This is a genomic window from Bacillus sp. JJ1474 (assembly GCF_036965225.1).
Lineage (GTDB): Bacteria > Bacillota > Bacilli > Bacillales > Cytobacillaceae > Cytobacillus.
Genome location: NZ_JBALPC010000161.1, coordinates 18032 through 42776, shown reverse-complemented (window position 1 = coordinate 42776; position 24745 = coordinate 18032). Strand labels below are relative to the sequence as shown.

Annotated in this window: 25 protein-coding genes and 1 pseudogene; 22 read left to right on the top strand and 4 right to left on the bottom strand. The window is 37.7% G+C overall.

Annotation, left to right across the window (positions count from 1 at the left end; all coding sequences use genetic code 11):
* From V7164_RS18445 to V7164_RS18390, 12 genes are all read left to right on the top strand, one after another.
* Window positions 1-746: ABC transporter permease (locus V7164_RS18445; RefSeq protein ID WP_335354837.1), on the top strand; the 746-nt coding region annotated here is incomplete at its 5' end.
* 24 nt (window positions 747-770) lie between these two features.
* Window positions 771-1787 (top strand): ABC transporter substrate-binding protein, encoded by a 1017-nt coding sequence (locus tag V7164_RS18440; protein ID WP_335347885.1) that lies wholly within the window; start codon window positions 771-773, stop codon window positions 1785-1787.
* A gap of 17 nt (window positions 1788-1804) precedes the next feature.
* Complete coding sequence (gene thiW, locus V7164_RS18435) at window positions 1805-2326, top strand: energy coupling factor transporter S component ThiW (protein ID WP_335347884.1); 522 nt, start codon at window positions 1805-1807, stop codon at window positions 2324-2326.
* On the top strand, window positions 2295-3110 hold the full coding sequence (thiD, locus tag V7164_RS18430; protein ID WP_335347883.1) for a bifunctional hydroxymethylpyrimidine kinase/phosphomethylpyrimidine kinase: 816 nt from the start codon (window positions 2295-2297) through the stop codon (window positions 3108-3110). Before thiW ends, thiD begins: the two co-directional genes overlap by 32 nt.
* Window positions 3111-3131: 21 nt before the next feature.
* Window positions 3132-3941 carry a hydroxyethylthiazole kinase gene (gene thiM / locus V7164_RS18425; RefSeq protein WP_335347882.1) on the top strand — a complete coding sequence of 270 codons (810 nt, stop codon included), beginning with the start codon at window positions 3132-3134 and terminating at the stop codon, window positions 3939-3941.
* A complete protein-coding gene (thiE, locus tag V7164_RS18420) occupies window positions 3938-4570 on the top strand; it encodes a thiamine phosphate synthase (RefSeq protein WP_335347881.1) in 633 nt (210 codons plus the stop codon). The genes thiM and thiE overlap by 4 nt, the downstream gene beginning before the upstream one ends.
* 222 nt (window positions 4571-4792) lie before the next feature.
* Entirely contained in the window at window positions 4793-5857 is a 1065-nt protein-coding gene (locus V7164_RS18415) for an ABC transporter substrate-binding protein (protein ID WP_335354836.1), read from the top strand.
* A gap of 4 nt (window positions 5858-5861) precedes the next feature.
* Window positions 5862-6635: an ABC transporter ATP-binding protein gene (locus V7164_RS18410; protein WP_335347816.1), complete on the top strand. Its 774-nt coding sequence runs from the start codon at window positions 5862-5864 to the stop codon at window positions 6633-6635.
* Between the two features lie 3 nt (window positions 6636-6638).
* Entirely contained in the window at window positions 6639-7430 is a 792-nt protein-coding gene (locus tag V7164_RS18405; protein WP_335347815.1) for an ABC transporter permease, read from the top strand.
* A 112-nt stretch (window positions 7431-7542) separates the two neighbouring features.
* Window positions 7543-8001: a RidA family protein gene (locus V7164_RS18400; RefSeq protein WP_335347821.1), complete on the top strand. Its 459-nt coding sequence runs from the start codon at window positions 7543-7545 to the stop codon at window positions 7999-8001.
* Window positions 8002-8015: 14 nt separating this feature from the next.
* A complete protein-coding gene (locus V7164_RS18395) occupies window positions 8016-8975 on the top strand; it encodes a threonine ammonia-lyase (protein WP_335347814.1) in 960 nt (319 codons plus the stop codon).
* A gap of 42 nt (window positions 8976-9017) precedes the next feature.
* The gene (locus V7164_RS18390; RefSeq protein ID WP_335347813.1) at window positions 9018-9347 is read left to right on the top strand and encodes a rhodanese-like domain-containing protein; all 330 of its coding nucleotides are present in this window, start codon (window positions 9018-9020) and stop codon (window positions 9345-9347) included.
* 56 nt (window positions 9348-9403) lie between these two features.
* Here V7164_RS18390 and V7164_RS18385 read toward each other — a convergent pair whose 3' ends face one another.
* Entirely contained in the window at window positions 9404-9787 is a 384-nt protein-coding gene (locus V7164_RS18385; RefSeq protein ID WP_335347820.1) for a CBO0543 family protein, read from the bottom strand.
* Between the two features lie 4 nt (window positions 9788-9791).
* Complete coding sequence (locus tag V7164_RS18380; protein ID WP_438824727.1) at window positions 9792-10937, bottom strand: DUF2515 domain-containing protein; 1146 nt, start codon at window positions 10935-10937, stop codon at window positions 9792-9794.
* 85 nt (window positions 10938-11022) lie between these two features.
* Here V7164_RS18380 and V7164_RS18375 point away from each other — a divergent pair, with 85 nt between their 5' ends.
* The 8 genes and pseudogenes from V7164_RS18375 (at window position 11023) to V7164_RS18340 (ending at window position 20579) form a co-directional block, all read left to right on the top strand.
* Window positions 11023-12894 carry a terpene cyclase/mutase family protein gene (locus V7164_RS18375; protein WP_335354838.1) on the top strand — a complete coding sequence of 624 codons (1872 nt, stop codon included), beginning with the start codon at window positions 11023-11025 and terminating at the stop codon, window positions 12892-12894.
* Between the two features lie 236 nt (window positions 12895-13130).
* Window positions 13131-13745 (top strand): annotated as a pseudogene (locus V7164_RS18370) (CaiB/BaiF CoA transferase family protein); the annotation flags it as partial.
* 96 nt (window positions 13746-13841) lie between these two features.
* Window positions 13842-15257, top strand: a complete 1416-nt coding sequence (locus V7164_RS18365; protein ID WP_335354835.1) for a purine-cytosine permease family protein — start codon at window positions 13842-13844, stop codon at window positions 15255-15257.
* A 355-nt stretch (window positions 15258-15612) separates the two neighbouring features.
* Window positions 15613-16521, top strand: coding sequence for a hypothetical protein (locus V7164_RS18360; RefSeq protein WP_335354834.1), 909 nt, complete (start codon window positions 15613-15615; stop codon window positions 16519-16521).
* Window positions 16522-16548: 27 nt separating this feature from the next.
* On the top strand, window positions 16549-17190 hold the full coding sequence (locus V7164_RS18355) for a DUF4129 domain-containing protein (protein WP_335348226.1): 642 nt from the start codon (window positions 16549-16551) through the stop codon (window positions 17188-17190).
* 17 nt (window positions 17191-17207) lie between these two features.
* Complete coding sequence (locus V7164_RS18350) at window positions 17208-18344, top strand: DUF4350 domain-containing protein (RefSeq protein ID WP_335354833.1); 1137 nt, start codon at window positions 17208-17210, stop codon at window positions 18342-18344.
* Entirely contained in the window at window positions 18341-19270 is a 930-nt protein-coding gene (locus V7164_RS18345) for an AAA family ATPase (protein ID WP_335354832.1), read from the top strand. Before V7164_RS18350 ends, V7164_RS18345 begins: the two co-directional genes overlap by 4 nt.
* A 7-nt stretch (window positions 19271-19277) precedes the next feature.
* Entirely contained in the window at window positions 19278-20579 is a 1302-nt protein-coding gene (locus V7164_RS18340) for a DUF58 domain-containing protein (protein WP_335348223.1), read from the top strand.
* On the opposite strand, the gene V7164_RS18335 is transcribed toward V7164_RS18340, so the two are convergent.
* Window positions 20557-21537, bottom strand: a complete 981-nt coding sequence (locus tag V7164_RS18335) for a stage II sporulation protein M (protein WP_335354831.1) — start codon at window positions 21535-21537, stop codon at window positions 20557-20559. The two genes, V7164_RS18340 and V7164_RS18335, sit on opposite strands and share 23 nt — an antisense overlap.
* 99 nt (window positions 21538-21636) lie before the next feature.
* Here V7164_RS18335 and V7164_RS18330 point away from each other — a divergent pair, with 99 nt between their 5' ends.
* Complete coding sequence (locus V7164_RS18330; RefSeq protein WP_335354830.1) at window positions 21637-22440, top strand: RDD family protein; 804 nt, start codon at window positions 21637-21639, stop codon at window positions 22438-22440.
* A 42-nt stretch (window positions 22441-22482) separates the two neighbouring features.
* On the opposite strand, the gene V7164_RS18325 is transcribed toward V7164_RS18330, so the two are convergent.
* Window positions 22483-23265, bottom strand: a complete 783-nt coding sequence (locus V7164_RS18325; protein ID WP_335354829.1) for a hypothetical protein — start codon at window positions 23263-23265, stop codon at window positions 22483-22485.
* 187 nt (window positions 23266-23452) lie between these two features.
* On the opposite strand from V7164_RS18325, the gene V7164_RS18320 reads away from it, so the two are divergent.
* The gene (locus V7164_RS18320) at window positions 23453-24679 is read left to right on the top strand and encodes a DUF438 domain-containing protein (protein ID WP_335344084.1); all 1227 of its coding nucleotides are present in this window, start codon (window positions 23453-23455) and stop codon (window positions 24677-24679) included.
* Window positions 24680-24745 lie beyond the last annotated feature (66 nt).

Genomic DNA, 24745 nt, shown 5'->3' with positions numbered 1-24745 from the left:
TACAGACTTATAGTTTATTTCTCCTATTCTTCATGACAATCTTACTCTTATTAGAATGGCTAGTACAAAGTGAGTTCATTCCTGCCTTTATCATTCCGGCACCAACAAGAGTAATCTTATCAATTTTTGAAAATTGGAAGCCACTATTATTAGAACACTTGCCAGCTACGATGATTGAATTTCTAATTGGATTTCTCCTAGCTGTTATGGGAGGAATTGTGTTGGCAGCAGGGATGTTTTTTTTCAAAACACTAGAAAAAATGCTTTATCCTGCAGTGTTAATTTCGCAAATGATTCCAATCATTGCCTTGTCGCCAATTTTCGTCCTTTGGTTCGGCTATACGATTTGGAGTAAGGTCGCGGTAACGATTCTTATCTCATTTTTTCCTATTGTTGTAGGCACATATGACGGACTTAAATCGAGTGATCAGGAATATAGCGAATTATTGCGTTCCATGGGAGCAAACCGCTGGCAGATCTTCCTAAAATTAAACACTCCGATGGCACTTCCTTCTTTTTTCTCTGGGCTAAAGCTTGCTATCGTTTATGCTTTAGTTGGTGCGACGATTGGAGAATGGCTAGGGGCAAGTGAGGGCTTAGGATACTATAGCCGCAGAATGTCAGGAAATTTAAATGCAGAAGGAGTTTTTGCAGCCATTACGATCCTAACTTTACTTGGCATCCTTTTGTTCGCCATTGTTAAAGCAGCAGAGAATTATATATTGAAATGGAAAAATGTAGAATAATTCACATATGGAGTTGCTCAGAAGATGAAAAAATCACTGTTATATCAACTATTATTGATTGTTATCGCTATCATGTTAGCAGGCTGTAACGCAGGGCAAAACGAAACGAGTAATGCAGATAAAATGGAAGAGCTAGAGGATTTAAGCATTATGCTTGATTGGTATCCGAATGCAGTTCACTCAGCCATTTATGTCGCTAAAGAAAAAGGATATTTTGAAGATGAAGGTCTAAATGTAAAAATTGAAATGCCTGCCGATACGAACGACCCATTGAAGCTTGCCGCCACTGGAAAAGTTGACTTAGCAATCAGCTATCAAAGTCAGCTTTTAGTTTCAAGAGCGGAGAATATCCCTGTCGTCTCCATTGCAGCATTTGTGAGACATTCCCTTGATGCAATCATGTATAAGACAGAAAGCGGAATTCAATCTCCAAAGGATTTAGAAGGGAAAAATGTTGGCTACCCATCGGCTTCAGTAAGTGAGGCCGTAGTTTCATCAATGGTCGAAATTGACGGCGGTGATATGAGCAAGGTGAAAATGACTGATGTTGGCTGGGATTTAATGGCCTCCTTAGCAACTGATAATGTGGATGCTCTAGTCGGTGCTTATATTAACCATGAGCAGGTTCTATTGAAAAAAGAAGGATACAACATTGATGTTCTTCATTTGCCGGATTATGGTGTCCCTGATAATTATGAGCTAATCATCGTAACAGGTGAAAATACATTAAGCAATAAGAAAGAGTCGATTGAAAAGTTTTGGCATGCGGTCACGAAAGGCCATGAAGACGTGAAAGCAGACCCTGATGCTGGTCTCCAAGTTTTGCTTGATCATGAAAATCATAGCTTTCCACTAGATAAAGAAGTCGAAAAGGAAAGCTTGCAGGTTCTCTTACCATTAATGGAGGATAAGGATGTGCCATTTGGCTATCAAGTAGAAGCATCTTGGGAGAATGTTGCTGATTGGCTTTACAAATCAAAGGTTATAAAAGAGCCGATCGACCCGAAAGAAGCATTTGAAAATATCGTGTCAAAAAAATAAACAAAGGAGTGACAGACATGCAAAAAACGAAAAAACTTACCTTAACTGCCATCATCGCAGCGATCACCACAGTTTCAAGCAGTTTCATTTACATTCCAGTTGGCTTTGCGAAAATTTTTCCAATTCAGCATTTTGCCAACGTCCTATCAGCTGTTTTACTTGGACCTTGGTATGCAGTGATTCAAGCCTTTCTTTCTTCATCGATTAGAAATATGCTCGGAACCGGAAGTTTATTTGCTTATCCAGGCAGTATGATTGGAGCATTTCTGGCTGCGATGCTATATCAAAAAACGAAGAATATTGGGATTGCTGCTACAGGGGAAGTCATTGGTACAGGGATTCTTGGTGCAATGGCAACGTACCCAATTGCTGTACTTCTATTAGGGAAGGAAGCAACCTTATTCGGATTAATACCTGCTTTTACGATGAGTTCATTTACTGGTGCAATTATGGGATATGCACTACTAAAAATATTAATTAAAAATAAGGCGATCGGAGGGATGCTTCATGAAAACAGCACTTACAATCGCAGGCTCTGATTCTGGCGGCGGTGCAGGAATTCAAGCAGATTTAAAGGCATTCGCCGCGCAAGGAGTATTTGGAATGTCAGTCATTACGGCCGTTACCGCACAAAATACACAAGAAGTAAGATCAGTACAAAATATTGATCTTTCCATCATCCGGGATCAAATAGAAGCGGTATTCGATGATATACAAGTTGATGCTGTTAAAATAGGGATGCTTTCTACTGCTGAAACAGTTGAGGTAGTTGCCCGTTCTTTGCAAAAATATAAACCAAAATACATTGTATTAGACCCAGTCATGGTTTCAAAAGGCGGACATCACTTATTACAAAAAGAGGCAATGTCGGCCCTTAAGGAAATATTAATTCCGCTATCAACAGTTGTAACCCCCAATATTCCTGAAGCAGAGGTATTAACTGGAAGTAAGATTAACTGTGAAGAAGATATAAAGTATGCCTGCGTAGTCATTAAAGCACTAGGGGCGGGTTCAGTTCTCTTAAAAGGCGGACATCTTAGCGGAGAGCCTAATGATTTATTCTTTGATGGAAACAGCTTTCAATGGATAAAGGGAGAAAGAATTCATACAAAAAATACACACGGTACAGGCTGTACTCTTTCATCTGCTATTGCAGCCAATTTAGCAAAAGGAGAGTCTTTATTAGAGACAATACGATCTTCAAAAAACTATATCACAACTGCCATTAAACATAGTCTTGAACTTGGACATGGCCATGGTCCTACGAACCATTTTTATGAACTATATGAAAAAGCAAATCTGCTAATCAAGCAAAACCCCTAAACATTTTAGCTTGGAGGACAAATGATCATGAATAAGGATACGATTAAAAATTTATTTACGATAATAAAGGAGCGCAATCCACTTATTCACCATATTACAAATAACGTCACGATAAACGATTGTGCAAATGCAACACTTGCCATTGGCGGTTCACCCGTTATGGCTACAAGTATCGAAGAGGTTGCAGATATGGTGAGCTTGGCAAATGCACTTGTCATTAATTTTGGTACGATTGATGATTTGACCTATAGTGCGATGATTCGTGCAGGGCAAGCCGCAAATGAAAAAGGAATTCCAGTCGTTTTTGACCCAGTCGGTGTTGGCGCTACTCCATTTAGAACGAAAAAGGCAATTGATTTTCTGAAAAAAGTTCATGTATCCATTGTACGAGGAAACGCAACAGAGGTTTTTGCCCTAATTGGCGGTAAGGGCGTAACAAGAGGGGTTGACGCTGGAGAGATTTCTATCTCGAAGGAAGCTCTGGCTATTGAGACTGCCAAGCAGCTTAATACAATAACAGTCATTAGCGGCGAAATTGACGTAATTTCCAATGGAGAAAAGACCGTCAGCATAGAAAATGGTGATGTTTGGCTAACCCGAATTACAGGAACAGGCTGTATGACAGCTTCTTTAATCGGCTGCTTTGCCGGAATCACAGATGACCTATTTTCTGCAGCCATCGCTGGAATGTCAGTTATGAGTTTAGCAGGAGAAAGGGCAAGAAATAGATTACAAGATTGTGATGGGATAGGGACTTACCGTATCAAGCTTATGGATGAGATATCGTTAATGGATGGACAAATATGGGAAGAAGGTGTTCGTTTCGCATGAAACCAAACTATACATTATATTTAGTTACTGAAGAATCAGCTCCAGTTGAAAAGCTTCTTCAAACCGTTGAGAGTGCTGTGAAAGGCGGAGTGACGATTGTTCAGCTCCGTGAAAAACAAAGTAGCGGAAAGCTTTTTTACGAAAAAGCAAAAAAAATAAAAAACTTGCTAGATCAGTATCATGTGCCACTTATTATTAACGATCGAATTGATATTGCAATTGCCGTAAATGCTGCTGGAGTTCATATCGGCCAGAACGATCTGCCTTTGTCTGCCGCCAAAAAAATAGTACCCGCCTCTATGATCGTGGGAATCTCTGTTTCAACGGTCGAAGAGGCTGTGGAAGCTGAGAGAAATGGAGCAAATTATATAGGAGTCGGTGCAGTATTCCCAACAACATCAAAAAACGATGCCAAACTGCTTCCTGAGGGGATGCTTCAAGCCATTACGAAAAAAGTTTCAATCCCAGTAGTAGCTATCGGGGGAATTAAAGTTGATAATTTAACGGAGCTTCCAGAAAAACACATCGCTGGTTATGCAATTGTTTCCGGTATTATGAAGGCCGCGAATCCTTACACAGCGGCTGAATCCTTTAGAAAAACAATTAGTCTAGGAATTAGCAGGCCATAATAAAGACCCACGATATCGATAAAAGATGTCGTGGAATTTTTTTTTTTGACTATTATTTCTGCTTTTTATATATTTAAAATAATATTTTCAAAAAGCTTTGAAGCGATCCCACATGTGTAAATAACCATAATTTATAGGTTTTTTTTTGAAAATTATGTCGAATGTACTTCACTTATGTTAATATTTAATAATGTACTACATTAAAGCATGGAGGTATTTACATTGAAAAAATCTTTAACAATCATTTTTGCCGCTATTCTATCATTAACTCTAGCGCTTACAGGTTGCGGACAAAAAGAAGAAAACCAATCAACAGGAAATGAGTCTGATGCTGGAAAAGGCCCGGAAAAGGCCTCTGTCAACATTGGAATGCTTAAATTAACGAGCTCAGCACCATTATTTATTGCATTAGAAAAAGGATTTTTCGTGGAAGAAAATATAGATGCAAAAGCAACTTGGTTTGAAGCAGCACAACCGATTGCAGTTGCAACAGCAGGTGGCAGTGTAGATGTTGGTGCTACTGGAATTACTGCGAGTCTATATAATATGGTTGCTGGCGGACAGAAATTATGGATTGTTGCTGATAAAGGCCGAGAGCAGAAAGGCTACTCTTCATCTGCCCTGCTTGTACCGAATGATTCTAGTGCAGCAACGATTGAAGACTTAAAAGGAAAGAAAATCGGGATTACTCAAACAGGCTCCACATTCCATTATATGGCAGGTAGAGTATTAGAAAATCATGGCTTAAGCATTGCTGACGTTCAATTAGTACCACTCAACAGTATTAAGGGTCTAATGGAAGCTTTAAATAGCAAGCAGGTGGATGCTGTTATTTTAAATGAGCCTAATATTTCAACTGTCGTACAAGAAGGATATGGAAAAGTCATTTCTCAAATTGGTGAAGAAATCGATTATCAAACTTCAGGAATTTTCTTCTCACCAGCATTTGCAGATAATAAAGATGCAGCAAAAAGATTCTTTAAAGCTTATATCAAAGCATCCCGATACTACTATGATGCCGTTTTAGTGAAAAAGGACGGAGAAACTGTACTAGGGGAAAACTATGATGAAGTTATAAATATCATTGCCAAGTATACGGACCAAGATCCTGAGCTTATCAAAAAAGGGCTGCCATATATGGATCGTGACGGTAAATTACTTGAATCTGACATTCAAACACAAATTGATTGGTATGCAAAAGAGAAACTTATCGACAAAGCTATAGATAGCAAAGAAATCGTCAACACACAATTGTTAGAGGAAGCACTAAAAGAACTAGGGGAATAACATCATGAGAATAGTCGTAGAAAACGTCAGTAAGAAATTTGCTGATTCCAAAAAAAGAGAAGTAACGGCTCTTGAAAACATTAATTTTTCCATCGAAAATCAAGAATTTGTCGTTCTCGTTGGTCCGAGTGGCTGCGGAAAATCTACCTTGCTTAATATTGTGGGAGGATTAATGTCGCCAAGTGAAGGACAAGTATATTTTGAAGGCACTGAAGGAAGGGAGCCCAATTTAGGAATCGTCTTTCAGGAAATTGCATTATTTCCATGGCGTACCGTTTTTCAAAATGTCGTTTACGGACTTGAAGAAAAGGGAGTCAGTAAAAAGGAAAGAGAAGAAAAAGGGAAATACTATATTGATATGGTAGGATTAACAGGTTTTGAAGGTGCTTATCCTAAGCAGCTTTCAGGGGGAATGAAGCAGCGTGCAGGAATTGCCCGTGCCCTTTCTGTAGAACCTGACCTCCTTCTCATGGATGAACCATTTTCTGCATTAGATGCACAAACTAGAACGATCATGCAAGAAGAGCTTTTAACGATTTGGAATCGCACTAAATTAAGTACGCTTTATGTTACACATAACATTCAGGAGGCAGTATACTTAGCTGACCGGGTTATCGTGTTGTCCCGCCATCCCGGCAAAATCAAAAGCATTATTCATATTGATTTACCAAAGATGGGCCGAGATGAAGAAAAGTATCGTAGCCAATTTGAACAATATTCCACAGATATTTGGAATTTAATACGCCATGATGCTCAGGAAGCATTGAAGGAGGCGTAGAAAATGAGTGAAAATAAACAAATCATCAAAAATCGGGTTGGGTTTCTGGAACGGAAAATTCCAACCTATGCATCCGTTTTAGGAATTACAGGACTTTTGCTCATATGGGAGCTTGTTTGCCGTATGAACATCGTTCCTCCGCTTTTCTTACCGGCACCAACAGCCATTGTAACAGCCGGATGGGAATTGATTAGCAGCGGGGAGCTTATGAAAAACCTATTAGCAAGTTTATACCGAATTGGTTGGGGCTACCTTCTTGGTGCCACTTTAGGTATTATTATTGGTCTCATTCTTGGCTTTTCAAAATGGGCTGACGCGATCTTTACACCAATCGTGTATTCAATTTATCCGATTCCAAAAATTGCTTTACTCCCGCTTATTATTTTATGGTTCGGAATTGGGGAATTGCCAAAGGTCGCTATTATTGCGCTAGGTGTATTTTTTCCAGTCCTCATTAACACCTTTTCTGGTGTAAAAAGTGTGGATCAAATATTAATAAAAGCAGCGGTCACATTTGGTTCGAATCATTTTAATGTGATTCGGAAGGTCATATTGCCTGGTGCACTTCCGACTATTTTTGCTGGTCTTAAATTAGCAGCCGGTACAGCTCTTTTGCTATTGGTATCTGCTGAAATGATTGCTGCACAATATGGAATTGGCGCAATGGTGCTGCATTACGGGAACCTTATGATCACCAATAAATTAATGGTGGGCGTTTTATTACTTTCGTTTTTAGGACTGCTTTTTAATCGGGTGCTTCAGTGGCTGGAAAGAAAGCTTATTCCGTGGAAATAGAATCTGGGACAATTCCTTACACAGGAATTGTCCTTTTTTAAAGGGATTTTTCTAGACATTACAGAATGATAATATAAGCAACATATAAGATAAAAGGGGTTTAGAAATAGTGATGATTGAACAACGATTACAAGAGCTTGGTTTAACATTACCCGAGGCAGTCCCTCCACTTTATAGCTATGTACCTATTGTGATCCACAATCATGTTGCGTATATTAGCGGCCAAGTGCCCCGGGTGAACGGGAATATCCCTTATAAAGGCAAGGTAGGTGAAGTGGTAACGATTGAACAAGCGCGTGAATTAGCAGAAATTTGTGTGTTAAAGGCATTAAGCTGCTTAAAAGAAGCTATTGGGAGTCTTGATAAGGTGGAGCAGGTTTTAAAGGTAACTGGTTATGTGCAATCGGCCCCTGAATTTTCACAGCAGCCAAATGTTTTAGACGCTGCTTCTGAACTACTAGTGAAAATTTTCGATGAAAGAGGGCGCCACGCAAGAACGGCCATTGGGGTAGCCGAGCTTCCAAGCAATACTCCCATTGAGATTGACTTTATCATTGCCATAAGGGAGTAGGAAGGGAGAGAACGATGATTTCATTAACTGATGTACAAGCGGCAAGAGAGAGAATTAAAGATATTACTTATGTCACACCGATATTGAAATCAGATCAATTATCGAAGGTTTGTGGCAAACAAATCTATTTGAAGTCAGAGCATTTACAAAAAACAGGTTCCTTTAAAATTAGAGGGGCTGCCAATAAAGTGATTCAAGCCGTTCAAGATGGGGCAAAATATGTGACCGCAGCTTCTTCTGGAAATCATGGGCAGGCAGTAGCCTATATTGCGAACCAATACGGAGTTCCGGCGACAATTGTCGTCCCTGAAGATATAAGCTTTTGTAAAGAAAACGCTATAAAAGGTTACAATGGCCGTATTGAAAAATGCGGCACAACTTCAGCTGAGCGATTACCGCGAGCGAAGGAAATAGCAGCACAAGAGAACGGGATCTATATTCCTCCTTATGATGATCCTTATATTATGGCTGGGCAAGGAACAATTGGATTAGAATTATTAGACCAAATCCACGATGTCGATGCAATTATTGTTCCAATTGGCGGCGGCGGTCTAATTTCGGGCATTTTAACAGCTATAAAGGAAAGTAATCCCAAAATAAAAGTAATCGGAGTAGAACCTGCCTTGGCTAACGATACATATCTTTCCTTTGAAAAGAAACAGATTACCTCCATTCCTGGGACGAATACGATTGCTGATGGTTTAAGAACGAATCAGCCTGGAGATCTCACTTTCCCTATACTAATGAAGTATTTGGATGATATCGTTCTCGTCAGTGAAGATGAAATCCGCAGGGCCTTTAGCTTTGTGATGGAAAGAATGAAACAATTAATCGAACCTTCAAGTGCTACAACAGTAGCAGCAGCTATGTTTAATAAATTGCCATTCCAAGAAAAAAAGATCGTTACAGTAATTTCAGGCGGAAATGTTGACCTGGGAAAAATTCCAAATTTTATCATCGATACGCAAATGTGATACGATATTTGTATAAATAACATTTAAGGTGGCTTTAATGAAATGAAAACAATTACAGCATCAGAACTTGCTGAAAAACTCACAAAGAATGAAGAAGTTATTATTCTGGATGTAAGATCTACTGATAAATACAATACCTACCATATTGATAATGAAAATGTACGTAGTTTAAACATTGAAAAATCGAACATTTTTTCTTTAAACGAAGATGATTTGGGCGTGATTTCATCCTTGCCCAAAAACGAAGAGATCATTGTTACTTGTACGACTGGAAATTCGGCAAGAAAATGTGCTGACATATTATCAGAGAAAGGCTTTAATGTTACTCTGCTATCTGGCGGTGTAACAGCTTTGAAGGAATTAAATGATTAATATGTCGTAACATTAAGAAGCAGTCAGTTGTAAATTTGGCTGCTTCTTGTTTTTGATTATTTTTTTCGTGAATCTGATAAAATGCTTATTCGATTAAATAAATAAACACAAATAAGAAAAATGATATATCCGCAAAAAGAAAACCAGTGCTTCCAAGAATCTTTATGGATAAAAAATCCGATTTCCTCCGCAAGCTTTTCTACGCATGCCATTAATAAGCTTAAAACTATAATAAAACCCGCTTTTTTCCAGACATTGATCCTATTCATCATAAATAAAAAAAAGACAATGAACAAAGGCAATCCGATTAGAGTAAACACAATATTAATAGAAAAAACATCCGGCAGAAATCTTTTTGGAAAAGAATACATACCTATGCCAACAAAAAAAAGATCAAGATAAGTTCCTATTAATGAAGCAAGAAGTATAGCAGGGACCATTTTTTTAATCTCGAAGAAAAATGGCCTTTTTTGTAATTGCTGCAAGTTCGAGCCTTTCAAGTGTTTTGCAATAGTCATTTTCAATCTCCCCATCAAATTTTTCATTTGTTTCGGCCAAGTATTGAATGACCTTCCAATCTTTAAACCAGTCCCCCGGTTCAGCTGGCGGATGCACTCTATTTTTCCATGCAAATTCTAGCCTCGGACTATAAAATTTAGATGCACCAGGGGCGAGTTGGCAAGATTTAATACTAGGTTTCAGCAACGTTCCAGGGGCCCCTTCATTGATATCATTAAATATGTGCGGCCAGTAAATCTTTCGGGAACCTGTATGTGGATGTTCATTCGCCCAATTCTTCACAAATATATGCCGTTCTTTATGACTGAATAAAACGGCATACAGTCTCTTTCCTAAAAGGATCCGTTCATGCAAGCTTTCAAAATGGTGTAGCGTCTGCCCAACAAGTTTCAGTTTCCCATTTTCCATAAATGGAAAAAGAATATGGTTCATCGAAAGGAAATCCTGCAGCATAAATTCTAATGTCTCAAAGACATTCTTTTTATAAGCGGGATGTTTGAGCACCCTTTCTTCAAGATAGCTTTGTTCATTAACAACTAGGGCCATAGTAAGAATATATGGATCATGATTATACAAAAAATGATTCCAAATAGTTTCCATGAACGAGGATATATTTAAATGAGGCAAAAGGTGAAATAAATTTCTTCCCCTCTTTAGACTTTCTTCATAGACTAAAAATTGCGGGTAAGCATCTTGAAAAATCAGCCAATTTCCTCGTTCTAAAAAGGAAAAAAAAGAATCTGCTTCTTTTCTTGAAAGCAGTCTTTTCAGGAAGCTGCCTTTTAGATCCGTCATATTCCAGCCGCCATTTCGCGATACCATATGCCCGAGAAAGGCCCAGTGAATCTCTGGAAACCGGTTATAGAAATCTAAATAAGCTTTCGTTCGGGTGATATTGTTTTTATTTAATAGTCTTGTCCGATCATTAATTTTCTGAATAATGGACTTTTCTTCGAGGGAGAGCTCAGCTTTCGAATTAGGCATCCCGCTTTTTTTCTTTAAATCTTTCTTTATATGAATAAGCGTTTCGGAAAGTTGCGGTTTGTTTTGTTTAAATATTTTTAATAAGATGATAATCACCTTCTCAAAGAATTCTCCGGTTCTGTTTTGAATATGTATCTGTAAGACTCATATTACGAGGAGATGAATGAGATTGATGAATAATGCCATTTTGGATGGAATTAATGAACTTATAGAGATACTAAGGAAAGACCAAAAACCCGATGGAACTTGGGATTATCCATTTGAAACAGGCATTTCCACAGATTGCTATATGATTATCTTATTAAGGACATTAGAAATAAATGATGAAAAGTTAATTTTGGATTTGACGAAGAGGATATTAAGCAGGCAAGAAGAGAACGGGGCTTGGAAGCTATTTTATGATGAGGGCGATGGAAATCTCAGTGCAACTATAGAGGCTTACTATGCGTTGCTTATATCCGGATACTATGAGAAAAAGGACAATAGATTGAAAGCAGCCAAAAGCTTTATTTTGAAAAAAGGCGGCATTGGGAAAGCACATATGTTTACAAAAATCATGCTGGCAATAACTGGACAAATGAAATGGCCAAGGTTCTTTCCCGTTCCATTGGAAATGATTCTGCTTCCGCTATCATTCCCAGTAAATTTCTACAGTTTTTCCGATTACGGAAAGGTAAATCTTGCCCCAATCATGATTCTTGCAGATCGAAAGTTTCAGCTTAAATCCAGCTTGAGTCCCGATTTATCAGATTTAATCATTCAGAGAGGATCTGAGTTTGAAGGTGAATGGGATGAATGGCGTTCTATTTTCTCAACCATTGAAAAAGGGATTAAAAGTTTAATAGGATTGCCAAGCCAAATTCATAAACAGGCAACAGTACAGACGAAACAATTTATGCTTGATCGTATTGAGCCGGATGGAACCCTTTATGGATATTTTAGTTCTACATTTCTAATGATTTTTGCTTTTTTATCCCTTGGAGTTCCAAAAAAAGATTCCTTAATTACAAAGGCAATAAGTGGATTATTGACTATGAAGTGTGAAATTAAAGGACTTCCCCATATGCAATACACTACCGCAACCGTGTGGAATACTTCATTAATCAATTATGCTTTGCAGGAGACAGGCGTTTCTGATAAAGACGCAATGGTGAGAAGAGCAAACCATTATTTGCTGAAAAAACAGCAATATAAATATGGAGACTGGGTCGTAAATAATCCAAATGCATTTCCAGGAGGCTGGGGTTTTGCTGATATGAATACGATCCACCCAGATGTTGATGATACTACTTCTTCTTTAAGATCGATTGCAAGAAGTGTCATAACGAATCCGAGTTACCGTCAATCATGGGAAAGAGGGGTTTCATGGGTAATATCCATGCAAAACAACGATGGGGGCTGGCCTGCTTTTGAAAAAAATACAAATAGTAAGTTACTGCAGTTATTGCCAATTGAAAAGGCTGAGTATATTTTGGCTGACCCTTCTTCTGCAGATTTGACTGGGAGAACACTTGAATTTCTCGGAAACTATACAAATCTAGCAAAGAATTATTCTGCAATCCAAAAGGGAATAAACTGGCTAACTACAAGCCAAGAAAAGGATGGTTCTTGGTATGGAAGATGGGGGATCTGTTATATTTACGGGACGTGGGGCGCCGTAACAGGGCTAAGAGCAGCTGGTGTTTTACCCGGAAATCGGACTATTATAAAAGCGATCAACTGGTTGCAGCAAATCCAAAATCCAGATGGCGGCTGGGGAGAGTCTTGTAATAGTGATAGTGAGAAAAGGTATATACCTTTAAATATTAGTACTTTAACGCATACTGCTTGGGCGGTGGATGCACTAATTTCGGTATATGAACAGCCAACTAAAGAAATAAATTCTGGGATACAGTTTATTTTAAATAACCTTAATAAAGATGACTGGACAACTGAATACCCAAAGGGCCAAGGATTGGCAGGTGACTTTTATATTCACTACCATAGCTATCGCTATATATTTTCGCTGCTGACTTTAGCACATTATAAGAAAAAATATTTTTAAAGGGTGTTGAAAGATTCTGAAAATTAAGTTAAGATAAACATAATTTCTTCACCCTATTTGCCTAATCAGCAAAAGGAAGAGAAGAATCTAGTAAATTCAATAAATTGACTGATAAGATTCCACGTCCATCCTTTGCCGGAAGGTTCTAATGGATCATTTTGCCAGTCCTTAAACACATTCATGTGAAAGGGCTGGCTTTTGTATTTTTAAGACTTTATTTGCCAGGGGTGGTTTACTTGAATGCTGCACTAGAAGGTATAAAAGTTTTAGATTTAACAAGAGTTGTTGCTGGTCCTTACTGTACGATGATTTTGGCAGACCTTCGTGATGAAACAAGGAGTTGAGGACCGCCATTTCAAATGGAGGTGAGTACATATTATTTATGTGCAAATCGCAATAAACGGAGCATAACTGTAAATCTCAAAACAGAAGAAGGAAGGGCAATCATTCGAAAGTTAGCTAAAGAGGCAGATGTTCTTATTCACAACTTTAAAACAGGTTCTATGGAAAAATGGATGCTTGATTATGAATCTATGCAATCAATAAATCCAAGATTGGTTTACTGTTCCATAACTGGTTTTGGTGAAACAGGACCTGACCGTCACTTACCTGGTTATGATTATATTATTCAGGGATTGAGCGGGCTCATTAGTATCACTGGTTACAAGGATAGTGGTCCCATAAAAATTGGAGTGGCAATGGTGGATATTCTTACAGGATTATATTCAGCCATTTCCTTCGAAGCGGCGTTATATGAAAGGGAGAAATCAGGACTAGGGCAAAAAATTGATATGTCCCTTTTGGATACCGCTGTTAGCTCTCTTGCAAATGTAGCAAGTAATTATCTCATTTAAGCGTTCACTAGCTTATTGGAACTAGCATTAAAGAACAGGGGCTAACCGCCCTTGTCCTTTGATCATAAATTAAAATGATAAGGAGTTGGATTCATGGCTGAGATTTCTAAACCGAATACTGTGATTGACGATGGCCGTATTAAAGAAGAAAAGAAGGATGATTTTGCTTTAGAAAAGGTTCCATTAGAAGGCAGGACAATGGGTTGGAAAAGTATTACCAATGTAACTCTCGGAGTCGCAACAGCAATGATTTTCATGCAAATGGGAAGCCTAATGGCAGTTAGCTTTGGGGCTGTCAATGCACTGTTAGCGGAAATATATGCAACAGTTGTAGCTGGTGCTTTAGGTATTGGAATATGTTATTATGCTGCTAAATCAGGATTAAATGTTAATTTATTGGCAAGAGGCGGGGGTTTTGGCTATATCGGGGCATCCATAACCTCCCTCATTTATGCTTTAAACTTTATCATGTACTGTGCAATTGAGGGAGCCATTATGGCATTTGCAGTACATGAATATTTGCCAAGTATTCCAGTATGGTTGCTCATGGTTATCTTTGGGTTACTTGTTGTGCCTCTCAATTGGTTTGGAATTAAACAGTTGGATAAACTGCAAAAATGGTCATTGCCAATTTTTATTATATTACTAGGTGCTGGCTTCTTTCTTGCCTTTAAGATAACTCCAAAAATTGCTGGAAATGTATGGACTTATTTACCAGAGGGGTCCGAAGTAGGCGGGGCTGCCTTGCTTGCATGTATTGGAATTATGAATGGTTTAGTCGGAATTATGGCTCTACTCGTATCAGACTATGCACGGTTTATTAAAAAAGAAGAATTTAAAATTGGTGTATTTGCTGTCGGATTTATACCTCAACTCGTTTGTTTTTTACTCATGGGAATCATTGGAATATGGTTTGGAGTTCGAATGGCGGAAGTGAATCCAGGAATTTATTTTGTTCAAATTTTAGGTATTGGCGGGGCATTATTTACAATCTTAACTCAAATTAGAATTAATATTACTAATTTATATAGTGGATCATTGTCATTGGCAAGCTTTTTTGAAAACGTATTTAAATTTAAACCAGGGAGAACATTCTGGGTTGTTTTTACATCGGTTGCTGCAATTATCTTAATGCTAGGTGGAGTATTAGATCATTTAGGGAATCTACTAACCTTCCAAGGAGTCTTTCTATTATCATGGGCAGCAATTTTAGTAAGTGATGCCGTTGTAGTAAAGAGAATATTAAAAATTGGCCCTAATTATTTTGAACATCGCCAAGAATATCTATATGCCTGGAATCCTGTTGGTGTCATTTCAATTATTGTATCAAGCGTACTTGGTTCCATTGCTGCTTTCGGATATTTAGGCGCCTTTCTACAAAATGTAGCAGCATTTTTCGCAGCGATCTTAGCATTTGTCCTTACGATTGTTTTAGCTATTGCAACTAAAGGAAAATATTACAGTAAAAAAGAAGCTACTGATGTTTCATCCAATGAATTTATTGGATAAAGAATTAAAATGCTTGCGCCATACTTCAATTAAATTATTAAATAGATTAATTAATACAGAGAGAACGACAAATACGCTTTTAAAATTCTAAATATAAAAGGTATTCAATCGTCATTTATATTACAATAATTAAATTTCATTTCCATAAAAAAGAATTAGCGGTGGAAAAATTTCACTTCTAAAATAAATAATTAGTAACATTAGGACCTAACCCCCAATTAATGAATGCTTTTTTCACTGGGGGTTAGGTCCTGTTTTTACGTTTATTTACAACTTTCTACTCAATATAAGTAAGAATAATGATAAAATAGGCAATATTACCATTTAGTTTTCAAAGTCAGGAGGAGTACTACAATTGAACTCAAAGTTTAACAAGCCAAAAGGATTCAGTGAAATATTAGATCACACCTTTAGTTTAAGTAAAAATCGATTTAAAGATTTTTTTATGATTTTACTTATTTTAATAGGACCGATCTATTTGCTTCAGGCGATTATTCAGCTATTTTCCGGAGTTAGCTTCTTCAGAGAGTTAAGGAGTGGGGATGTTTGGTATGAACAAATTCTATCTGGTCTTGTTGAAACCGAAACATCCGTATCTAGTATAGGAGCGGATATTGGTTTAATCCTCACAGGTTTACTTGGTTTCCTATTATTTCCGGTTGCAGAGGGAGCGATTCTATTCGCCATTAACCATATTCGAAAAAATGAAGAATATACAGTTGGATCTGTTATTAAAGAAGCCTTTTCTAGGTTCTGGCCCATGATTGGCAGCAGTATCTTGTTTGGTTTAATCACATTTGGTTTAGTGATTGTTCCCATTTTCTTTGTTAGTATAACTGGATTCATTGGATCTATTTTGCATCCGGCCATTGGAATTCTATTAGCTATTATTCTCTTCCTGGGCTGTGCAGTTGGAATTGGCTATTTATTAACTCGCTGGAGCTTTTATTTTGGTTCCGTTGTACTAGATCGGGAATCCCCTGGATTTTCAAATAGCTGGAGGCTCACGCAAAATCGGACTTGGATTTTAATGGGGCTATACCTTTTATTCTTTTTAATTATTTCGAGCATTAGTTTTGCAGTGGAAATGACGTTTAGTATATTTCTAGGCTATAGTGTATTACTGTCAATCATTTCAAATTTGGTCACTTTATTTACTACTATGATTCTTTCAGTGGGCTATGGAGTGATGTATCTTGATTTAAAAATAAGGCATGATGCAGATGACTTAAAGGAAATGATTGATGACTATCATAAATATTAATTACCTATCAAAGTTAGGTGATCATTAATGTTGGAAACGAACAAGGCAAAGGATGAGCTTCAGCGTATATTAGATGGCAAGGAATATCGAGTTTATTATAACGATTCTAAAAGTATGATAGAGGTTTGGTGGGAAGAAGCGAAAAAATGGATCGCAGAGCAGCTTTCTAAACTATTTCCTTCTTTCGAACCAACGAGTGGTGTATCAGGATTTATTTTAATAGTTATCCTCATCATCGTTGTTTTATTGCTCAGTATAGCAGTATTTATTATGGCAAGAAATACGAAACGAAATCGAATGCTGCGTGACAAAAAGCCACTTCAATCTATGAAGGAATTGAATTGGTCGTTTCAGCAGCATTTATTAGAAGCCAGGAAACTTGAGTCTTTAGGGGAATACACATTATCAACTCGACACATGTTTTTAGCGCTGCTTCTTTATTTTCATGAGAGAGAATGGCTGGAAGCTAGGATCTGGAAGACGAACTGGGAATATTATGACGAGCTTCAGAAAGTAAATACTGGCTGGGCTAAAGTTTTTTTTAACCTTACTAATTTATTTGATGAGGCGACATATGGAGAACGTGAAATTACAAAGGAAGAATTTATCCAGTTCCGCAGTGAAGCTATGTATTGGCTCCAAGAAACAGATGCTAAGTTTGAGGGATAAGGGGGGAGGTCAACTTGTTGAAATCTTTTTCAAATGGGCGAGCATGGATATATCTGCTCGTACTTCTAATCTTATTTATGATCATTAGTTATTTCTCTTTTTCTCCTGAACCTAAGTACTATCCCAATTATGTATCGGACTCTCCCTCGCCAACAGGTGTAAAGGCATTGTATACGTATTTAGGCAAGGAAAAGAAAGTGAAGAAATGGTCCCATGCCCCCAATCTTTTGAGCAAAGGTGAGAAAAAACAATTACTTATCATGGCAGAGCCGCAATTTTTCCCTAAAAATGAAGTAATGGAAGATTACATCGATTTTATGAAAGCTGGGCATACGATTCTATTATTTAATAAGAATCCTAAAGGCATGTTTGATTTGAATTCGGCCCCAATTAACGGGGAAGCATCATCTGATGGTACAGCTGATGTATACAGCCGTGATGGAAATAAGTTTCGAGCCGAAATAAGCTCAACTGTACGTCTTCAGACAAATCTGCAGGATGAAATTTTATTGTCTGATCAAGCAGGTACAGTTGCAATAAAACGCCCTTTTGGCAATGGACAATTAATTGTTTCCATTGCTCCTGAATGGATAACAAACGGGAAAATATTAGACTATGATCATCCTTCTCTTCTATCGGCTCTATTAATTGAGGAGGACACACATACCATATTATTTGATGAATACATACATGGCGGGGAAAACGCTCCAAAGATTTCTGCCTTATATCCAAAATGGTTCTTGCTGCTGTTGCTGCAAGCGACCATCATTATTGCACTTTTTCTTTGGCACAAAGGAAAGCGATTCGGGCCAATCTATAGTCTAAGAGAAGAATCGGTTCGATTTAGCGATGAGAGCCTACAGGCTTTAGCGGCTTGGTATATTCGCGGCCGGAGATATCATGATTCATTACTGATACAGGCAGATTATGTGAAGCTTCTCATGCAGGAACGATGGGGTATTCCTTATGAAAAACAATGGCTGGATCTTTCAGATATTCTGGAACGAAAGCGGATGAATATGCCAAAAAACGAGATCCAACCGCTTCTGTCAGGGTTATCCAATATTTTAGCTAATGAAAAAGTAAACAAGCAGGAATACTTGCTTTGGTCGAGAAAGCTTGATCGTTTAAAGAAAGAGGTGGAAGAAAGATGAGGACAGAATTATCATCCTTATTGGAAAAATATGAAGAGCGAATTTTAGGCCAAAGATTAAATCTTAGGCTGCTTTTATCAGCCATATTAGCAGGAGGCCACGTGCTATTAGAAGGAGTACCTGGAACTGGTAAAACACAAATGGTAAGAACTCTTGCCAGCCTGCTTGGAGGCAGCTTTAACCGTATACAATTTACTCCAGACCTCCTGCCTAGTGATATTACGGGCAGCACTATTTATAACATGAAAGACAGCACATTCCAAACATTAAAAGGTCCTGTATTTACAAATATTCTATTAGCTGATGAAATAAATCGAACGCCTGCGAAAACGCAAGCTGCACTTCTAGAAGCAATGGAAGAAAAGCAAGTGACCATTCAAGGAGAAACATATCAGCTGCCCGAAGTCTTTTTTGTTGTGGCCACGCAAAATCCAATTGAATTTGAAGGAACCTATCCGTTGCCAGAGGCACAGCAGGATCGATTCTTATTTAAACTACAAATTGACTTCCCAGATTTTGAGGAAGAGAAGAATGTTTTAAAGCAAGTTATTGAAAACAGCTTTGACAGCAGTCTAGTTACACCAATACTTGATATGCACCGTTTTCTATCGATCAAAAAGGAAATTCAGAAATCTACGATTGGTGAAGGCGTCTTAGACTATATTATGCAAATCGTAAGAAAAACGCGTGAATCAGAGACCATCCGCTATGGGGCAAGTACGAGAGCTGCTATTTCTATTGGAAAAGCGGCTCAAGCCTGGTCATTTATGGCTGGTAGGGATTTTGTTACACCAGATGATATAAAAATCGTTGCAAAATCGGCGTTAAGACACCGAATTCAGTTATCTCCACATATAGAATTGGAGGGAGTGACCGTTGACCAAATCATTGAAGAACTTGTGGGGTCGATTCCTGTTCCAAGATAGAGGGGTAATGCCTACAAAAAAATTAGTGATTATTTTCTTTATCCTTTCTGTCGTTTTATTGATGGGAACTGTATTGAATATCTTATGGAAATTTGTGATTATCGTTAATATTTTTGTATTTTCTGCAAGTCTTCTAGATTTACTGTTATCACCAAATAAAAAGCAGATTATTCTTAAACGTATTATTCCTGAAGAGATCGAAAGAGGGAAAACATATTACATCCAAATCGAGGTAAATAATAATTCACAGCAATCCTTTCATTTTAGAATCATAGATGGAATCCCTCAAGTTTTTCATCGTCCTTTTCCTTTTCAAGGAAAGGCTGCAATGGGTTCTTCCACCATACACTCATATGAAACGAAGGCAAGTGTGAGGGGAAGATATGAGATAAATAAGCTTTATTTCCGCTACACCAGTTCCTTAGGCTTATGGGAAAAGCAGATAACGGTCGAATTACATGATTCAGTTAAAGTCATTCCCGATTTATCGGAGACGAAGCAGTATTTAGAAAATGCTCAGCAATTTTTATTATACGAAGGTGTAAAAATCCGCAAGATGCAAAGTGGATCAGGGGACTTCGCCAAAATTCGCAGATACGTTGTAGGGGATGATCCTCGTAAAATTAACTGGCGGCAAACAGCCAAGCTGCGAGAAGTGATGACAAATGAATATGAACCAGAGCATGGGAAGTATATTACGATATTAATTGATTGTGGACGAATGATGGGAGCTGAGCTGGAGAAGGGAAATCGGCTTGAAAGGTCGTTAGAAGCAGCTCTTACTGTAACTGCAGCTGCCCTTCAAAAAGGGGATTATGTGTCCGTCTTGGCATTTTCAAAGGAAGTGAAAGTCTTTGTCCCTCCAGCTAAGGGGATGGCTCATTTGCAGACGATTCTTCATGCCATTTATAATCTAGAAGTGGATGCAGCTGAATCAAATTATGCTGCTGTCCTGCAATATTTAGAAACGATGCAGAAAAAGCGCAGCCTTCTTTTCCTATTTAGTGATGTCGCGACCTTTCTTCACGAGGAAACAGCGCTTGCCTATTTAAAACGGATTAGACAACGGCATTTATTTCTAATGATTGGCCTGGAAGATGTGACACTATTAAAAACAATCAATACAAAGCCCGACCAAGTACAAAAAGCAATGATAAAAAGCATCGCACAGCAGCAAATGCTTATGAAGAAAAGGGAAAAGCTTAAATGGGAAAAACAAGGCCTCTTAATGGTAGAGGCCGTTGAGGAAAAACTAGCAGTTACAGCCGTTTCTCATTACATAGATATTATGAATCGGAATCTATTATAGCTTGTTTCTTCATTAATGATAGCTTGCCAATCACAATGTAAAGGATTAGACCAATGACCGTAATGAAAGCAACGATATACTTTGCTTCTATCGATATGGCCGCGGGTGTAATAAATCCTTCTATGATTCCAGCAATGACAAATAACGGAATGGTTCCAAGCAATAATTGGACAGATCGGTTGGCTTGCTGCTTTAACTGAAAGCCTCTTGATAAATTTCCTGGAACGAAGAGCTTATAGCCCATTAACAATCCAGCACCACCAGCGATAAATATGGCTGTAAGCTCAATCATTCCATGTGGGACGATATATGCCCAAAAATCATAAGACATCCCATGATTCCAAAAGAGAGCGGCAAGTGCGCCAACAATGATCCCATTATAAATTAATAAATAAATGGTTAATATTCCAAAGGTGACACCGCCGGCAAAGGCCAAAATTGCTACCTGAATATTATTCGTCATAATGCTGGCAGACATGAATGAAGAATCAACCGCTCCATCGCTGCTACCTAACTTGTCAGGGTCCACACCTTGTGCGATATCTGCTGGAAGAATGGAGTAAATATGCATCGGGTCATCAACAACTGAAAAGAAGCTGCCTACCGCGCCGAAAGTAAAAAGAAGCATGGCGGCAATAATAAATTTCCATTGCTCAATTAATAAGCCAATAAATTTAGTCCTAAAAAAATAGCGGATTTGTTTCATACTTGTTATTTGATTTTTATACAATAGATTGTGTGATTTTGAAACGAGAGCATTTAAATATTGGGTAACGTCTTCATTAGGAAAATAAGTTTGACTGTATGATAGATTGTGAGCAGCTTTTTGATAAAGCTTGTAAAAATAGTGAATGTCCGTACCTGAATAATTCCTTTTTCTTTTCTTTATCGATGCTGCCATCTGTTCAAGCTTCTGCCAATCTTCACGGTGCTGCTTTATAAATTGCTTAACATTCATATTGACACCTCTTGCTTACTGCTTTTCTCCTTATTATAGTAATTTTGTAGAAAAATAGAAACAGTTAGAGAAATATTATAAAAAATGGAGGGGATTTCCATGAACCAAGACCGTATCGGAATAAAAACTCCAGAATATGTATCATTAAATTTTCAGCTGGCTGGTCTTGGAAGCAGGACTGCAGCTTATTTAATCGATCAGATCATCTTAATCATAGTAAACATTTTGATTGTAATGGTCCTTTTTATGATTTTATATGGACAATCCGATCTCTTGCTATGGTCTGAAATAAATTCTGTCCCTGTTGCGATCGCGATTATTTTAATGTTCATTCTCAATTGGGGGTACTTTTTTGCATTTGAATACTTTTCGGGCGGGCGAACAATAGGCAAGAAAGCATTAGGTCTGCGAGTCATTCAAGAAAATGGCCACAGCATTACTCTGCTATCAAGCTTTATTCGCAATTTCCTCCGTATTATTGATTCACTGCCAGCCAATTATTTTCTTGGCATGATGATGATCTTTTTTCATTCTAAGCATAAGAGAATAGGGGACCTTGTCGCTGGAACACTCGTTGTACATGAAAGAAATACTAAAAAGAAAAAGAAGCTATCCCCTATAGAAAAAGAAATTGAAAAACGCGGATTGGCAAAAAGTGATCTCTTTGTAGAGGAACAGGTTTTGAAAACATTCGGAGCGAAGGATTGGAACTTAGTTAAAACGTATTGCAGCCGGTTTATTCACTTACCAGAAGAAGAGAGTATCAGACTGACAAGGCAAGTAGCTGAAATATTGCTTCCAAAAGCAAGGGTGGATGCAAGAGGGAAAAGCTTTCAGGACTTAGAAAACAATCTGCTCGTCCTATATTTACATTTAAAAGATGAATGGGAATATGAGCTATGATAACTAAAGGAAAAAGGCTAAGGGAACGGATTGAACGTCCCTTTAGCCTTTTTTGATTTTAGAAGGATTATTAATTTTATACAAGACTGGGTCGGCAACAATAAATTCTTCTTCCACATCTTTGCCTTTAGGTAATTTCTTCTTAACGATTTTCCCATCGAATTCAAGGATATCACCAGGTGCCAGTTCATATTTCTTCAAAGTCTTTGAGTGAGAGCACCAAGATAGTCCCACATCAATTGGATTTTCTTGCAGGATGACAACATTCTCCAAGATAATAACTTCATCATTTTCCTCATTAAAATTATTCCAGCTTAAAGCGAATTGTTTTACTGCTGCCGTAAAATGAACCTTCTCTTCGGGAAGCTCGAGTTTAACTGGCTTTTCTTTCTTCTCATTTTTCTTTTTTGGCTCTTTTATTTCTTCTATGCTTTTATTTTCCACAGGCTGTTTATCTTCCATTTGTCCCTCTTGACTAATGGAAGGTGCGCCTTGTGCAGTTGCATCAGTAAAGGTACCTTTTCCGAAGCTTGAAGCCTGCATTTCCTTTAGGTAGGCAGGATGAATGCAGCATAAGCTCCCGTCTTGAAATTCAATAATGATTGTATTTAATTCGTTGTTTTTCTCATAAGCCTCATAGCCCTTTACTGTTACAGTATACTGAAGGTTTTTTTCCTTATATAGGAATTGTTTTTTGACCTCTTTCGTTGTTGATAGACCCCATTCTCTAACTTTCTCCGAGTAATGGTTTTCATCAACAAAGGTTTCATATGTCCCTTTTGGAGGAAGATAGGTTATGGAATTGACAGTTGAACTATTTTCCATAAGTACTCACCCTTTCTTAGATTTGTGTATGCTTATGTAATAGATTACGGTTAGATTATCATGAAACTAATCTTAACTCAATCTTAAAGAGTATGATGGTCATCACAATCCTTTACTCAAATAAATGGTACTTTATTTATGAGAACAATAATCAATTAAATAAAGTCCATTGTAAAGGAGAACCGTTATGAGCGAAATCATCAATAATCGAGAACATACGATTAAGAATACAGAACGTCAAACCGTTTTAAAACAAATTTTTATAGATCTACATAAAGGAAGAAATGTAGATGAAGTAAAAGCTCATTTTAATGCATTTATCGGAAAAGTCACTATTGAGGAAATTTCTCAGCTCCAGCATGATTTAATGGAAGAAGGCGGAATTCCGATGGATGATTTGCAGCGTCTGTATGCAGCCCATACGGATATATTCAAGGGGTCTATTGTGGAATCAGAAAGTACTATAAGGCCAGAAAATGAGCCTGGACATCCTATTCATACATTCGTCCAAGAAAATCACGAGCTTGAAAAGTTAATTAAATCAAAGGTTCAATTACACTTACAACAGTTTATCGATGAAGATTCATCTGAAAATGTTTACAAGCTTTTGGAGGATTGCAATCTTTTATTAGATATTGATAAGCATTACAGCCGGAAAGAAAATCTGCTATTTCCGTATCTTGAGAAGTACGGGATATACGGTCCAACAAACAATATGTGGAGAATTGACGACTTTATTAGAGATGGCATTAAAGAGTCAAAACATAAGCTGTCCAATTATGATGGCAATAAACAGGAAATCGTGAATCTCGTTCATTTTATTATGGAAGAAGTAATCAACATGATCTATAGAGAAGAGCACATCCTTTTCCCGATGGCTTTGAAAAATCTAACTGAGGATGAATGGGTAAAGATCGCACATGAAAGCGATGAAATTGGTTTTTGCCTTACTAGCCCTGTAGAAGAATGGAAGCCAGAAAGGAAGCAATTAGGGGAGAACGCTATCTCAGAGGGCTATATAAAAATGGAAACAGGGATTTTATCTTTAAAGCAACTGGAGCTGCTATTAAATCATTTACCTGTCGACATTACCTTTATCGACCAAGACGATGTTGTCCGCTATTTCTCACATGGAAAAGAGAGAATTTTTGCGAGAACTAAGGCTGTAATCGGGCGTACCGTTCAAAACTGTCATCCGCCAAGAAGCGTGCATCTTGTTGAAGAATTATTAGCTGACTTTAAATCAGGACGGAAGGATACTGAAGATTTTTGGATTAAATTCCGGGATAAATATGTGTACATTCGTTATTTCGCCGTAAGGGACGAGAACGAAAATTATATTGGCACATTAGAATTCACCCAAAATATTGATCCTATCAAAGCAATAGAAGGGGAAAAAAGAATTTTATCATAATTTATTACAATGAACACCGTTCGGAATGGCTGAATGGTGTTTTTAATTTATGAATATTAAAAAGAA

What these genes read in the sequence shown, in the direction of transcription:
- V7164_RS18410 (WP_335347816.1), top strand. Translation starts at nt 5,862, where the DNA reads ATGAGAATAGTCGTAGAAAACGTCAGTAAGAAATTTGCTGATTCCAAA.
- V7164_RS18340 (WP_335348223.1), top strand. Translation starts at nt 19,278, where the DNA reads ATGCCTACAAAAAAATTAGTGATTATTTTCTTTATCCTTTCTGTCGTT.
- V7164_RS18385 (WP_335347820.1), bottom strand. Translation starts at nt 9,787, where the DNA reads ATGGTCCCTGCTATACTTCTTGCTTCATTAATAGGAACTTATCTTGAT.
- V7164_RS18330 (WP_335354830.1), top strand. Translation starts at nt 21,637, where the DNA reads ATGAACCAAGACCGTATCGGAATAAAAACTCCAGAATATGTATCATTA.
- V7164_RS18405 (WP_335347815.1), top strand. Translation starts at nt 6,639, where the DNA reads ATGAGTGAAAATAAACAAATCATCAAAAATCGGGTTGGGTTTCTGGAA.
- V7164_RS18390 (WP_335347813.1), top strand. Translation starts at nt 9,018, where the DNA reads ATGAAAACAATTACAGCATCAGAACTTGCTGAAAAACTCACAAAGAAT.
- thiW (WP_335347884.1), top strand. Translation starts at nt 1,805, where the DNA reads ATGCAAAAAACGAAAAAACTTACCTTAACTGCCATCATCGCAGCGATC.
- thiE (WP_335347881.1), top strand. Translation starts at nt 3,938, where the DNA reads ATGAAACCAAACTATACATTATATTTAGTTACTGAAGAATCAGCTCCA.
- thiM (WP_335347882.1), top strand. Translation starts at nt 3,132, where the DNA reads ATGATCATGAATAAGGATACGATTAAAAATTTATTTACGATAATAAAG.
- V7164_RS18365 (WP_335354835.1), top strand. Translation starts at nt 13,842, where the DNA reads ATGGCTGAGATTTCTAAACCGAATACTGTGATTGACGATGGCCGTATT.
- V7164_RS18375 (WP_335354838.1), top strand. Translation starts at nt 11,023, where the DNA reads ATGAATAATGCCATTTTGGATGGAATTAATGAACTTATAGAGATACTA.
- V7164_RS18400 (WP_335347821.1), top strand. Translation starts at nt 7,543, where the DNA reads ATGATTGAACAACGATTACAAGAGCTTGGTTTAACATTACCCGAGGCA.
- V7164_RS18320 (WP_335344084.1), top strand. Translation starts at nt 23,453, where the DNA reads ATGAGCGAAATCATCAATAATCGAGAACATACGATTAAGAATACAGAA.
- V7164_RS18355 (WP_335348226.1), top strand. Translation starts at nt 16,549, where the DNA reads ATGTTGGAAACGAACAAGGCAAAGGATGAGCTTCAGCGTATATTAGAT.
- thiD (WP_335347883.1), top strand. Translation starts at nt 2,295, where the DNA reads ATGAAAACAGCACTTACAATCGCAGGCTCTGATTCTGGCGGCGGTGCA.
- V7164_RS18325 (WP_335354829.1), bottom strand. Translation starts at nt 23,265, where the DNA reads ATGGAAAATAGTTCAACTGTCAATTCCATAACCTATCTTCCTCCAAAA.
- V7164_RS18440 (WP_335347885.1), top strand. Translation starts at nt 771, where the DNA reads ATGAAAAAATCACTGTTATATCAACTATTATTGATTGTTATCGCTATC.
- V7164_RS18345 (WP_335354832.1), top strand. Translation starts at nt 18,341, where the DNA reads ATGAGGACAGAATTATCATCCTTATTGGAAAAATATGAAGAGCGAATT.
- V7164_RS18395 (WP_335347814.1), top strand. Translation starts at nt 8,016, where the DNA reads ATGATTTCATTAACTGATGTACAAGCGGCAAGAGAGAGAATTAAAGAT.
- V7164_RS18335 (WP_335354831.1), bottom strand. Translation starts at nt 21,537, where the DNA reads ATGAATGTTAAGCAATTTATAAAGCAGCACCGTGAAGATTGGCAGAAG.